This window comes from Streptomyces sp. NPDC037288 (genome assembly GCF_055603265.1).
Genome location: NZ_JBVJVY010000039.1, coordinates 18,481 through 30,630 on the forward strand (window position 1 = coordinate 18,481; position 12,150 = coordinate 30,630).

The 12,150-nt window shown below is 72.0% G+C and carries 11 protein-coding genes and 1 pseudogene; 4 read left to right on the forward strand and 8 right to left on the reverse strand.

The features are described from left to right. Positions 1-106: 106 nt before the first annotated feature. The 3 genes from ACZ7GZ_RS32895 to ACZ7GZ_RS32905 all read right to left on the reverse strand — a co-directional run bounded on the left by ACZ7GZ_RS32895 (position 107) and on the right by ACZ7GZ_RS32905 (position 2,061). Positions 107-427, reverse strand: coding sequence for a hypothetical protein (locus ACZ7GZ_RS32895; protein WP_471029812.1), 321 nt, complete (start codon positions 425-427; stop codon positions 107-109). 39 nt (positions 428-466) lie between these two features. Next, positions 467-637 carry a hypothetical protein gene (locus ACZ7GZ_RS32900; RefSeq protein WP_471029813.1) on the reverse strand — a complete coding sequence of 57 codons (171 nt, stop codon included), beginning with the start codon at positions 635-637 and terminating at the stop codon, positions 467-469. A 212-nt stretch (positions 638-849) separates the two neighbouring features. Continuing rightward, positions 850-2,061, reverse strand: a complete 1,212-nt coding sequence (locus ACZ7GZ_RS32905) for a hypothetical protein (protein ID WP_471029816.1) — start codon at positions 2,059-2,061, stop codon at positions 850-852. A 184-nt stretch (positions 2,062-2,245) separates the two neighbouring features. On the opposite strand from ACZ7GZ_RS32905, the gene ACZ7GZ_RS32910 reads away from it, so the two are divergent. After that, positions 2,246-3,691, forward strand: coding sequence for a glyceraldehyde-3-phosphate dehydrogenase (locus tag ACZ7GZ_RS32910; RefSeq protein WP_471029818.1), 1,446 nt, complete (start codon positions 2,246-2,248; stop codon positions 3,689-3,691). 71 nt (positions 3,692-3,762) lie between these two features. On the opposite strand, the gene ACZ7GZ_RS32915 is transcribed toward ACZ7GZ_RS32910, so the two are convergent. The 3 genes and pseudogenes from ACZ7GZ_RS32915 to ACZ7GZ_RS32925 form a co-directional block, all read right to left on the reverse strand. Continuing rightward, entirely contained in the window at positions 3,763-5,721 is a 1,959-nt protein-coding gene (locus ACZ7GZ_RS32915; RefSeq protein ID WP_471029820.1) for a collagenase, read from the reverse strand. A gap of 180 nt (positions 5,722-5,901) precedes the next feature. Further along, positions 5,902-6,855, reverse strand: coding sequence for a LysR family transcriptional regulator (locus ACZ7GZ_RS32920; protein ID WP_471029823.1), 954 nt, complete (start codon positions 6,853-6,855; stop codon positions 5,902-5,904). A gap of 184 nt (positions 6,856-7,039) precedes the next feature. Beyond that, positions 7,040-7,417 (reverse strand): annotated as a pseudogene (locus ACZ7GZ_RS32925) (imine reductase family protein); the annotation flags it as partial. Positions 7,418-7,575: 158 nt separating this feature from the next. On the opposite strand from ACZ7GZ_RS32925, the gene ACZ7GZ_RS32930 reads away from it, so the two are divergent. Both ACZ7GZ_RS32930 and ACZ7GZ_RS32935 read left to right on the forward strand, forming a co-directional pair. Beyond that, entirely contained in the window at positions 7,576-8,145 is a 570-nt protein-coding gene (locus tag ACZ7GZ_RS32930) for a TetR/AcrR family transcriptional regulator (protein WP_471029825.1), read from the forward strand. Between the two features lie 22 nt (positions 8,146-8,167). Beyond that, positions 8,168-9,334 carry a GDSL-type esterase/lipase family protein gene (locus ACZ7GZ_RS32935; protein WP_471029905.1) on the forward strand — a complete coding sequence of 389 codons (1,167 nt, stop codon included), beginning with the start codon at positions 8,168-8,170 and terminating at the stop codon, positions 9,332-9,334. 13 nt (positions 9,335-9,347) lie between these two features. On the opposite strand, the gene ACZ7GZ_RS32940 is transcribed toward ACZ7GZ_RS32935, so the two are convergent. Together ACZ7GZ_RS32940 and ACZ7GZ_RS32945 are read right to left on the reverse strand one after the other, a co-directional pair. Further along, a complete protein-coding gene (locus tag ACZ7GZ_RS32940; RefSeq protein WP_471029828.1) occupies positions 9,348-10,019 on the reverse strand; it encodes a class F sortase in 672 nt (223 codons plus the stop codon). 375 nt (positions 10,020-10,394) lie between these two features. Next, on the reverse strand, positions 10,395-10,961 hold the full coding sequence (locus ACZ7GZ_RS32945; RefSeq protein ID WP_471029830.1) for a hypothetical protein: 567 nt from the start codon (positions 10,959-10,961) through the stop codon (positions 10,395-10,397). 295 nt (positions 10,962-11,256) lie between these two features. Between ACZ7GZ_RS32945 and ACZ7GZ_RS32950 the strand changes: the two genes are divergently transcribed. Next, positions 11,257-12,135, forward strand: coding sequence for an SCO6745 family protein (locus ACZ7GZ_RS32950; RefSeq protein WP_471029833.1), 879 nt, complete (start codon positions 11,257-11,259; stop codon positions 12,133-12,135). The last annotated feature ends 15 nt before the right edge of the window (positions 12,136-12,150 follow it).

Sequence of the window (12,150 nt, forward strand, 5' to 3'; positions counted from 1 at the left end):
GGGCGGTGGCCTTCCCTGACCGGCCGCCTGCATGTTCGGCAAACGCCTAGATTTTACCTGTATCGGAAGATCTCGCCCTACGAGCGGGCCGCGGTACGGCTCCCGCTCAGCGCACCTCGGAGTCGATCCCGGTGATCACGGCGGGTCCCAGGGGTGCGCTCCGGTCGTCCAGTCCCGCGTCCCGCAGGGCGGAACCGGCGAGCCGGCGGGCCTCCTCCTCGGCGTGCGGGCCGGTGTCCGCCTCGACGGTCAGGCGGAGCGTGAAGGTGTTGTCCTCGTTGACGCGGAGCACGTCGAGGTCCTCGGCGTTGCCCATCCGGGTGCCGTGCGGGTCGGCGGGCCTGAGCGCCGTGGCCAGGCGGCTGCGGGTGTCGCTCCCGACATCCGCGGTGAAGGTGCCGGGAACGCTGATCACGTAGGTCGTCATGACGATCCTTTCCTCGGGCGTCCCCCCGCCTACCCCGATTCACGGCGTTCGCACGGCGCCCCCGCGGATCAGACCGTGCGGGCCCGCGGCGGCCGCCCACACCAGGATCGGCAACACGGCGACCCGCTCCATGCCGCCCATGCCGAGGCCGAGGTAGTGGTGGGAGAGGAAGAGCCCGGAGGCGACGAGGGCGACACCGCCCAGCACCACGCGGGCGCGTTCGCGACGTCGGCGCTGAACGTCGGCGCTGAACGTCGGCGCCGCCCCGGGTCCGGCCCTGGGCGGCGCCGCGATCGACGGCGGGTTCGGCTACCGCTCGCCGGTCTGGGTCGGCGCCTGCCGGTGGCTTCGGCACTCGCCGCCCTGGGCGGCGTACGCCCGCGCGGGCGGAGCGGCAGCCCGTGTGACGAGCCGGCGGTGACTCACAGCGGGGAGCGGGCCACGACCGTCACATAGGCGCCGAACAACAGGGACACGACGGTCAGGGCGCCGTAGACGACCACGGCGTGGGCCGGCCGCAGCCGCCAACTGCGGGCCAGGGCCCGGGCCATGGGGATGAGGAGCGGGAAGGCGGGCAGCAGGAACCGCGGCTTGGAGGAGAAGGAGCCGGAGCCGCCGATTACCAGCAGGATCAGGACCCCGGCGAAGACCACCAGGACCAGCGGGGCACGTTCCAGGCACAGCAGCGCGAACAGCAGCACGCCGATCGCGACGATCACCAGGGCCGCCGGGTAGACGACGCCCCCGCCGTGCAGCATCAGGGCCTTCACGAAACGCGCCGATCCGACTCCGAAGTCGAAGCGGGAGTCCCAGGCGCTCTGCACCTTGAAGTAGCCGCCGAGCACGTCTCCTATCCGGCTGCCCACCCACAGCACGTAGCCGAGCCAGCCCAGCGGGGCCAGTACGGCACCGGCCCACAGGCTCACCGGCACCCGGCCGCGCTGCCGCAGCGCCTCGCACCCGGCGGCGAGGGAGACGGCCACGGCGATCGCGAAACCGCTCGGCCGGGACAGTCCAGCCAGCGCGGCCAGCGCCCCGGCCCACAGCCAGCGGCCCTTCAGCACGCAGTACAGGGACCAGATCGCGAGCGCGGCGAACAGCGACTCGGTGTAGGCGATGGTCAGTTCGACGGAGTGCGGCAGGGCGGCCCACAGGGCGACGAGCGCGGTGGCCACCCCGCGGCCGTAGAGGTGGTGGCCGATGACGTACACGCCGTACGCCGCCACGCCCGCGGCGGCCCAGGCGATGAGCAGCGCGGCCTGGCCGGGGGTGAACGGCAGCACCGTGGTCAGCGCCCTGATGAGCCCCGGATACAGCGGGAAGAACGCCCAGTCGCTCTGGACGGCGCCCTGCGGGGTGATCCAGATCTTGTGGCCGTAGCCGTGGGCCGCGATGTGCAGGTACCAGCGGGAGTCCCAAGAGTGGGCCAGGGCGCGAAGCAGCGGGTGCCCCCGGAGCGCGTTCGTGAGTATCACCGCGAGGACCCCGGCGAGCCGGACGGCCACGAACAGGGCCAGGGCCGGCAGCGCGCCCTCGGGGCTCCCGCGCCGGGCGATCCCGGGCAGGCCGGGGAGGCGGAGGGGACCGGAAGGGGCGGCCGGCTCGGGCGGCCGGGGTACGGAAGAGGTGCTCACTCTGTTGACCTTGGGCACGCCAGGTAAGACGTGCAAATCACGACCCGGGTTTCTTACGCACTTCCACCCCGATTCAGGAATTGGTCAAGGAATCGGTGCAAATCCCTTACCTCACCACCCCCGAAGGGAGCACCTGAGGGGTGCGGTTACCATATGAGCGCTGCCTAGCTCGAAAGATGGACCCGTGACTGTCAACGACGACTCGTTCACCAACTGGAAGATCCGCGAGGAGATCGCGGAGGCGATGATCCCGCTCATCGGGAAGCTGCACCGCGAGCGGGACGTGACCGTCCTGCTGCACAGCCGCTCCCTGGTGAACAAGTCGGTGGTCAGCATCCTCAAGACGCACCGTTTCGCACGGCAGATCGCCGGCGCGGAGCTGTCGGTCACCGACACCATGCCGTTCCTGCAGGCCCTGACGGCCCTGGACCTCGGGCCCTCCCAGATCGACCTGGGCATGCTGGCCACCACCTACAAGGCCGACGACCGCGGCCTGAGCGTGGAGGAGTTCACCGCCGAGGCCGTCGCCGGCGCCACCGGTGCGGGCAAGATCGAGCGCCGTGAGCCGCGCGACGTCGTCCTGTACGGCTTCGGCCGCATCGGCCGGCTCGTGGCCCGCCTGCTGATCGAGAAGGCCGGGTCCGGCAACGGCCTGCGCCTGCGGGCGATCGTGGTCCGCGGCGGTGGCGCCCAGGACATCGTCAAGCGCGCCTCGCTGCTGCGCCGCGACTCCATCCACGGCCAGTTCCAGGGCACCATCACCGTGGACGAGGACCGCAGCACGATCGTCGCCAACGGCAACGAGATCAAGGTGATCTACGCCGACGACCCGTCGCACGTGGACTACACCGAGTACGGCATCCGGGACGCCATCCTCATCGACAACACCGGCAAGTGGCGCGACCGCGAGGGCCTGTCCAAGCACCTGCGCCCCGGCATCGAGAAGGTCGTCCTGACCGCGCCGGGCAAGGGCGACGTCCCGAACATCGTGCACGGCGTCAACCACGACACCATCAAGCCGGACGAGCAGATCCTGTCCTGCGCCTCCTGCACCACCAACGCGATCGTGCCGCCGCTGAAGGCGATGGACGACGAGTACGGCGTGCTGCGCGGCCACGTGGAGACCGTCCACTCGTTCACCAACGACCAGAACCTGCTGGACAATTACCACAAGTCCGAGCGCCGTGGCCGCTCCGCGCCGCTCAACATGGTGATCACCGAGACCGGTGCCGCCTCCGCCGTCGCCAAGGCCCTGCCGGACCTGAAGGCGAAGATCAGCGGCAGCTCGATCCGCGTCCCCGTGCCGGACGTCTCGATCGCGATCCTCAACCTGCAGCTGGCCCGTGAGACCACCCGCGAGGAGGTCCACGACTACCTCCGCGAGGTGTCGCTGACCTCGCCGCTCAAGCGTCAGATCGACTTCATCACGGCGCCCGACGCGGTCTCCAGCGACTTCATCGGCTCGCGCCACGCCTCGATCGTGGACGCCGGCGCCCTCAAGGTCGACGGCGACAACGCCATCCTCTACCTCTGGTACGACAACGAGTTCGGCTACTCCTGCCAGGTCGTCCGGGTCGTGCAGCACGTCTCGGGCGTGGAGTACCCGACGTACCCGGCGACGGCCGTCTGACGGGTCCTTGCGCACGGCGTCGGCCGCCGACCGGGTTCCGGTCGGCGGCCGTCCTGCTGGGGCGCGTGCGATCAGGCCTTCGCCGGACCCGCGCAGGCGCCCGCGGCACACGCGGTGAGCCACTGGTCGAAGTCGGCGTCGTAGCGGGTGCCGATGCCGTCGTGGTAGACGGCGTATCCGCCGGCGTAGTCACCGACGCGGAAGCGGGAGAGCATGCTCTGGAGGTCGTCGGGGTGGTGCTCGGCCATGTAGCGCACGGCGAGGTAGCCCCACGGGTAGGTGCGGGTCACGTCGCTGTTGTCGTAGGTGTTTTCGAAGAGGGTGCTCAGCTTGTACGTGTGCTTGGCCGCCTCCTGGACCGCCTGGTCGTCGCCGATGCCCCGGTAGCTGTAGGACACGTACTCGGCGAGGCCCTCGATCCACCACACGTCCGGTACCGAGATCTGCTGGTCGAAGGCGCCCTTCATGTCGTCGCGGCCGTCGAGGAAGTGCGTGTACTCGTGGTTGAGGTTCCAGATCCGGGCGGTGAAACCGTCGTCGGAGGGCTTCTGGTACATGATCGACGTGACGTGGTTGGCCGGGTCGGACGGGTTGCCGTCCAGGGTCATACCGCCGTTGTCGGTGCTGATGCCGTAGATCGGGCCGGCATAGGTCTGGTAGTCGGCCCGGCTGGCGAAGACCACGAGCTGGATGGTGGAGACGTACTGGCCGGGTATCGCTCCGCCCGCCTTCACCACACCGCGGAAGTAGGCGCTCTGGTTTAGCACACTCGCGCAGGCGGCGTCGAGGTCCGCGGCGGTCAGCGACTGGGCGAGGATGGTGACGTCGGCGTCGCAGTGGCGGCTGACGGGCAGGACGGCCTTCGTCAGCTTGCCCGGCAGGTCGCAGACGTCGTAGTAGGCGCAGTTGGCGCCGTCGTAGGAGTTGGCCTGCGTGGCGACGGCGACCCAGAGCCCGGCCGTCGGGCCGGTGATCGCGGTCCGGTCCAGGACGTCCTTGGTCAAGGGGCGGACGGTGTCATGGAGTTCGGGGTGCTCGACGTAACGGGCCAGGTTCATCCCGGCGTTGGAGTCCAGGAAGGCCAGATCGGTGCCGAGCTGGTCGGTGTTGGCGAGCGCGAAGTCGTACAGGGTGTCGATGACGCGCGGGTCGGACTCGACCGCCTTCACGTACTCCGGGTTCCAGTTGCCGCGCCACAGCGGGGTGTAGACGTCGTTGACGGCCCTGATCATGCTGTCGACGGAGTCGTACGAGCTGTCGTAGGCGTTCAGCAGCCGCCGGTAGACGGACAGGTAGCGGCCCTGCTGGTCGGCGCTGTCGGTGAGGATGACCGTCTCGCCGAGGATGTCGCCGTTCACCGCGGTCACATCGCGCGAGTGGGACCGGGCGAAGAAGGCGTCCAGGCCGGCCGTGACGGCCTTGGTGAGGCCGGCGCTGTACGGGCCCACGTCCCCGGAGTGGTTGAACTGCACGTAGTAGCCGGCCCGCAGGAAGAGGACCAGTTGCTCCAGGCCGCCGGAGTTGTCCCCCCGGTACTTCCCGGCCGTGCGGGTGTACGCGGCTGCCACGCTGAGCATCTGCGACTGGCGGAAGACGTCGTGCGCGTCTCTGCCGGTCACCGAGAAGAGGGTGTTGACGCAGTCCGTCGACGAGGCCTTCACGAAGGCGACGAGGGCGGAGCCGGAACGGCCGCCGAAGTCGCCCGGGGTGCAGGAGGCCGCCGTCGCCGCCTTGCGGGCCGGCTTGCCCGTGAGGGGCTGCAGGGGCGGGAGTTGGGCCGGGCTGAGCCGTCGGGCCTGACTCGCCGAGTGCTCGGTGACGGCGGTGGTCGCGCCGGCCGGCGACGGCAGGGACGTGTGCCCGTGGGGAGCGGTGGCGGCAGCGGTGTGCGGCTGCGGTGCCGCCGACGCGGGCGTGGCCAGCAGACCGGTCACGATGACGCAGACGGCGGCGGCGCCGGCCATGCGTCCCCCCGTACGGGGGTGCCTGCGGCCGGGCATGCGTCTGGGCAGCGCGAAGCGATAGCGCATCTGGGGTTCCTCCACGAAGGAATGCGCCTCGGTGGGGTGTTGAGGCGTGTGAGGCACTGTCTCAGCGGCTGCCCGGCTCAACAATGCCGTGTGACATAGCACATGCCACTACCCGCTCATAACATCACGGCGCGCCTTTGACGCAGCGCGCCCGCGCTCCCGCACGGATCCGGCGGGCGGCTAGGCGCCGGCGGCGCTCCACGTCCTCGTGGCCCAGGCCCGCAGGTGGGGTGCCTGGGCGACGAGGTCGCCGTAGGCGGCCGTGGCGGACTGGGCCAGCGCCTCCACGACCTCCTCGGTGACGGTGTCGGGCCGCCAGGCCAGCACATAACGGCACCACAGCGGGGAGCCGACCAGCGGCTTGACCACGACGTGCGGGATCGGCCGCAGCGTCGGCTGCACGAGCGACACCCCGAGGCCGTCGGCGATCATGCTCTGCAGCTGGGTCTGGTCGCCGAGGAACTCATGGACGGTGACCGGGGTGAACCCGGCCGCCGCGCAGGCGTCGTAGAACACCCCGGGCCAGCCGGCGCCGTCGTCCGGGGTCACGAACCACGCGTCCTCGGCCAGATCGGCGAGCTGCACCTGGGCGCACTGGCGCAGCCGGTGCCGGGAGGGCAGGGCCACGAACGTGGGTTCGGTGACGATCCCGCGATGCCGCACCGCGCCGGAGTGGCGCAGTTCCATGCCCGGATAGTCGGCGGCGATGGCCGCGTCCACCGCGCCGTCCTCCAGCAGCTCGACGATCCGCGAGGAGGCGTAGACGCTGGTGACCGCGAGGGACAGTTCCGGCAGCCGGGTGCGGACGCGGGAGACCGTGCCGGACAGGATGGGCGAGTTGGTCGCCGCCACGCGCAGGGTACGGCGGGCTCGCGCGGCGGCCGGACGGTGGCCGATGGCGTCGGCGCGGGCCAGTACGTCGCGGGCCTGGGCGACGACCTCGGCACCGTAGCGGGTCGGCCGTACCCCGCTCGCGCCGCGCTCGAAGAGCGGTTCACCAAGGTGGCGCTCGATGCGCCGCAGCTGGGTGCTGACGGCGGGCTGCGAGTAGCCGAGCTGTGTCGCGGCCCGGCCCACGCTTCCCGCGTCGGCGATCGCGCACAGCACCCGCAGGTGCCGCAGCTCCAGCTCCATCGCTCCACTCCCCGTTCCGTCCACGGCCCCGGGAGATCGTCCGCCTCCCGGGGAAAACCACTGCTCACAGCCACCGCCGGCCGTGGTCGCGGCCGGCGGACCGAAGCGTCGCACTGTGCCGCGTCCGGCACAAGTCGCAGGTCCGCCGAGCTCGGGGCACCGCTTGTGAGCGGGCCTGTCCGGGTCAGCGGCGGCCCAGCACCTCCGCGACCCGGATGAAGCCGTCCGTGCCGTGGCCGAGGCCGATGGTGCGCCGGGCCATGCCTTCCACGGCGCGCATTACGCCCGCGTCGATACCGTGGTTCTCGGAGACGGCCACGACGTGGGCCATGGTCGACGCGGCCGAGGTGAGGGGATTGATCGCCCCGGAGTAGGTGCCGTCGTCGGCGTCCTGCGCGAACTCGGCGAAGAGCGGCGGCAGGATCGCGCCGATGCCCTGGGCGAAGGGTGCCAGTTCCCCGGCGGTGACACCCTCCGCGCGGCCGATCGCCACGGCGTGCGCGTAGCCCGCCATCGCCGTCCAGAAGAGGTCGAGCAGCGCGATGTCGAAGGCGGCTGCGCGCCGACCCCGTACTTCGTCGTCACCGGCCAGCACCAGGGAGCACCGGGCCGGCCCCGCCCGCATAGGGCCGCGGCCCGGGTCCGCCGAGTAATTGACGCCGCCATTTGCCTAAAAGCTTTAGGGAATCTCATAATGGCTTTCGGTAGAGGGGAGACACCATGGTGCGCGCGGGCCTGACCACCGAGCGACTCGTCCGGGCGGGCGCGCAACTCGCCGACGAGGTCGGCTTCGACCAGGTGACCGTGTCGGCGCTGGCCCGGCGGTTCGACGTCAAGGTCGCGAGCCTCTACTCGCACCTGAAGAACTCCCAGGACCTGAAGACGCGTATCGCGCTGCTCGCCCTGGAGGAACTGGCCGACCGCGCCGCCGACGCTCTGGCCGGCCGGTCCGGCAAGGACGCCCTCGGCGCCTTCGCGGACGTATACCGCGACTACGCCCGCGCACACCCCGGCCGCTACACCGCCGCCCGGCACCCGCTGGACCCTGAGACGGCCGCCGCTAGCGCCGGGGCACGGCACGCGCAGCTGACCCGGGCCATCCTGCGCGGGTACGACCTGACCGAGCCCGACCAGACCCACGCGGTCCGCCTCCTGGGCAGCGTCTTCCACGGCTACGTCAGCCTGGAGCTGGCCGGCGGATTCAGCCACAGCGCGCCCGACTCCCAGGAGTCGTGGACGCGGATCGTGGACGCCCTCGACTCCCTGCTGCGCAACTGGCCCGCCCCCTGACCTCTGGAAACACGCCCAGATGATGCACACCACGCCCCTGACCGCCGATCTCGTACGCGGCGCCCTCGATCTGGAACGCACCGCCCACGGTCTGCTGCCGCACCGGTTGCCGGCCCGCGCCCGCGCGCAGTGCGCCGATCCGCAGCTGGCCATGGCGGAGTCCCAGCCCTCCGGCGTGCGGCTGGTCTTCCGGACCCACGCGACCACCGTCGAGCTGGACACCCTGCCAACCAAGCGGATCTACGTCGGCGCGCCGCCTCGCCCGGACGGCGTGTACGACCTGCTCGTCGACGGACTCCCGGCCGGCAGCGGCCGGGTCGCCGGCGGCAGCACGCTCACGATCGACATGGCCGCCGGGACCGCCGAACACCGGCCGGGCCCCGTCGGCACCGTGCGCTTCACCGGGCTGCCCGACGCCGCCAAGGTCGTGGAGATCTGGCTGCCGCACAACGAGACGACCGAACTCGTCGCTCTGCGCACCGACGCGCCCGTCGAACCCGTAGCGGACCGGGTCGGCAAGGTGTGGCTGCACCACGGCAGTTCCATCAGTCACGGCTCGGACGCCGCGAGCCCGACCACCACCTGGCCCGCGCTCGCCGCGTCCCTCGGCGGGGCGGAACTGATCAATCTGGGGCTGGGCGGCAGCGCCCTGCTCGACCCGTTCACCGCGCGCACCCTGCGCGACACGCCCGCCGACCTGATCAGCGTCAAGCTCGGCATCAACATCGTCAACACCGACCTGATGCGGCGGCGCGCGTTCGGCCCCGCCGTCCACGGCTTCCTCGACACCGTGCGCGACGGCCACCCGGACACCCCGCTGCTCGTCGTCTCGCCGATCCTGTGCCCCTTGCACGAGGACACTCCGGGCCCCAGCCTCCCGGACTTCTCCGCCCTGAGCGAGGGGCGGCTGCGGTTCCGGGCGGCCGGGGACCCGGCGGAGACGGCGAGTGGGAAACTCACCCTGGCAGTCATCCGGGAGGAGCTGGCCCGGATCGTGCGCGAGCGGTCCGCCGAGGACCCCCGTCTGCACTACCTGGACGGCCGTGACCTGTACGGCGCGGCCGACTTCGCCGAAATGCCGCTGCCCGACGGCCTCCACCCGGACGCAGCCGCGCACCGCCGGATCGGTGAACGGTTCGCGGCGCTGGCGTTCGCGCCGGGCGGCCCCTTCGCCCCCTGCGCCGCCTGACCGCAAGGCCGGTTCACACCAGGTGGGCGAAGACGACGAGGTTGTCGGTGTAGTCCCGCACCTCGTGGTCGTAGTCCCCCGCGCAGGTGATCAGCCGGACCTCGGGGCGCTGGGCGTCGGCGTAGACCCGCTTGCTGGGGAAGGCGTCCTTGGCGAAGGTCTCGGCGCTGTCCACGACGAACTCGGCGTCGCTCCCGTCGGCACGCTGCACGGTGAAACGGTCACCGCGCTGCAGATCGTCCAGGCCGGCGAAGACGGCCGCGGAGGTCGTCGTGTCGACGTGCCCCGCGATCACGGCGGTGCCCCTCTCGCCGGGCGAGACACCCTTGGCGTACCAGCCCACGAGGTTGGTGTCGCCCGCCGGTGGGGGCTCGAGCTGGCCGGAGGCATCGATGTCCAGGGTGGTGAAGGGGGCGTCCACGGAGATCTTCGGGATGACCAGACGGACCGGCGCGGAGCGGGCCAGCGCCTGGCCGGCGTGCTGCGGATCGGCCTGCGCGGCGGCGCTCGCGCCCGCGGCACGGGACGCGTGCGACGTGTCGTCCGAGCCGTGGTGTCCGCCGAACATGGTGACGGCGAGGATCGCGATCGCCGCGCCCCACAGCGTCAGCCGCCCGCCGCGGCCCGAACTCTGTCCGTCCGCGGGCGGTTCCGCGGGAGTCGAAGAGGAGGAATCTGCTGCCATCGGACACCACCTCACTCGGGCACGGCAGCACGGGGATCAGAACAGGGGCGCCGGAGCGCACGGCGCGGCGCGGGGAGAGGGACGTTCAGGGGCGTTGGCGTACGGAGCTCCGGGGTGAGGGGCGGGATGTGCGGGGGCGGTACGCGGGTGGCCGACGCGCGGGGAAGAACGCTCACGGGGCACCCGCTGCGCATGCAAGGCGGGGGCGTACAGGGCGCGGACGCGGGCGCGTACATGTCCTGGGGTGACCGGCGGGACGTGCAGGGGCACGGTGCGCCGGCGTGCCGGCAGCGGAACCGGTCGCCGGGGCGGGCGGGCCGCCGACGCGGTGGGCGCGTCGGCGGCGGCCGCAGCCTCTGGTCACGAGTCGCCAGGTCAGGACGCCGGCTGGCCGGCCTTCTTGCGGCGCAGCGTGTACATGCCGGCGGCACCCACGCCCAGTACGGCCAGACCGCCCGCGGTGACACTCGGAGTGGCAAGCGCGCCGCCGCCGGTGTGCATACCGCCGTGCGGCTTCTCGTGGTCGTCGCCTCGCTCGTCACCGCCGCGACCGCTGTCCCGGCTGCCGCCCTTGCCCCCGTCCCGGTAGCTGTCGGGGTCGAACCGGCTGTCGTCGCGCCCCGAGTCCGAGTCCGAGCCCCAGTCGTCGCCCTGCACCATGGCGAGCGCTCCGCCACCCGTGTGCATTCCGCCGCGCGGCTCGTCGTGTCCGCGGCCCTTGTCGTGGTCGTCGCCTTGATCATTGTCGTGGTCGCGGCCCGAGTCGTCGCCACGGTCACCGCCGTGGTCGTCGCCGGAGTCGTGGTCGCGCCCCTGGCTGTGGGAGGAGCCGTCGCGGCCTCCGTCGTCACCCGCGGGAGCCGCGAACGCGGCGCCGGGCGCGGCGAAGGCGAGGGCTGCGGTGGCGGCAGCCGTCGCCAGAATCATGCGGGCAGAACGCATAGTGATGTCCTTCCGCCGTGGTCGGGCAGCGGATACCTCATCAGCTGGATAGACCCGGCCTCGACATGAACCACCGTCAGTGAGCGCCCCGACTCCCACCATCCGAGCCGCCCAGCCGGGTCACCGCGCCACCCGTCTGCCCCACTTTTGCCACTCGGCGTACCCCTCGTCCGGGCGAATCGGTGCCTTCGAGGGCCGAACGGCGCTCGGGGCACCCAGCCCCTCTTGTTATGACTGCCGTCATAACGCAGGCTGGTACCGGCAGCACGGAACGTCGACGCGGTGGGAGACAGCGGTGGCGGACGGGATGGCGCGGGAACTGTGGGAGCGGTACGAGCCGGTGCACGATCTCGTGTACTTCGCGCCGGAGGTGCGCCGGGCGGCGGACGCGCTCGGGATGCGGGGGTACTGGATGGGGTACTTCGCGCTGCGTGCCGCACCGCTCGGCGCCGTTCCCCCGTCCGTCGTGACGAGCTGTTTCTACGTCTTCCACCCGGCCCGGGTGACCCGGGCACTGCCGGACGCCTGGGCGTACGCGACTCCCGGGGACGTGCTGGCCGCCCGTCAGGATGCCCTGGACACGGTGATGACGGGCCTGTTCGGAGCGGACGCCGTGGGCTCGGCCGAGTTCACCGAGGCCGCCGACCTCGCCTGGGAGGCCGCCGCCGCGGCGGACACCGCGGGCCGGGTGCTGGCCGCCGCGAATCAGGCGCTGGAGCGCCCGGACCGCCCCACCGCACGGCTGTGGCAGGGCCTGACGACCCTGCGCGAGCACCGGGGCGACTCGCATGTCGCGGTACTGGTGAGTCAGGATCTGGGGCCGGTCGAGGCCATGGTGCTCAAGGCGGCGGCCGGTGAGTCCGACGGGGCGCTGCTGCGGGAGACACGCAAGTGGGAGCGGTCGGACTGGGAGGCGGCCGGGACTCGGCTGCGCGAGCGCGGGCTGCTCGCCGCCGACGGCTCGCTCACCATGGCCGGGGCGGCCGCACGCGCGGAGGTGGAGGCGCTCACGGACGCAGCGGCCGAAGGACCGTGGACCTCGCTCGGCAGCGAGCGCACCGCACGGCTGGCCGAGCTGCTGGACCCGCTGGCCGCCAGGGTGGAGAGCTCGGGCCTGCTGCCACCGGGCAATCCGGTGGGCCTGACCCGGGGCTCGTACCGCGTCACCCCTTGACCCGCCCTCGGGCCG

Bases quoted from the DNA above. Each gene is read 5' to 3' on its own strand.
- ACZ7GZ_RS32895 (WP_471029812.1), bottom strand. From the start codon at position 427: ATGACGACCTACGTGATCAGCGTTCCCGGCACCTTCACCGCGGATGTC.
- ACZ7GZ_RS32915 (WP_471029820.1), bottom strand. From the start codon at position 5,721: ATGCGCTATCGCTTCGCGCTGCCCAGACGCATGCCCGGCCGCAGGCAC.
- ACZ7GZ_RS32920 (WP_471029823.1), bottom strand. From the start codon at position 6,855: ATGGAGCTGGAGCTGCGGCACCTGCGGGTGCTGTGCGCGATCGCCGAC.
- ACZ7GZ_RS32930 (WP_471029825.1), top strand. From the start codon at position 7,576: ATGGTGCGCGCGGGCCTGACCACCGAGCGACTCGTCCGGGCGGGCGCG.
- ACZ7GZ_RS32935 (WP_471029905.1), top strand. From the start codon at position 8,168: ATGCACACCACGCCCCTGACCGCCGATCTCGTACGCGGCGCCCTCGAT.
- ACZ7GZ_RS32940 (WP_471029828.1), bottom strand. From the start codon at position 10,019: ATGGCAGCAGATTCCTCCTCTTCGACTCCCGCGGAACCGCCCGCGGAC.
- ACZ7GZ_RS32945 (WP_471029830.1), bottom strand. From the start codon at position 10,961: ATGCGTTCTGCCCGCATGATTCTGGCGACGGCTGCCGCCACCGCAGCC.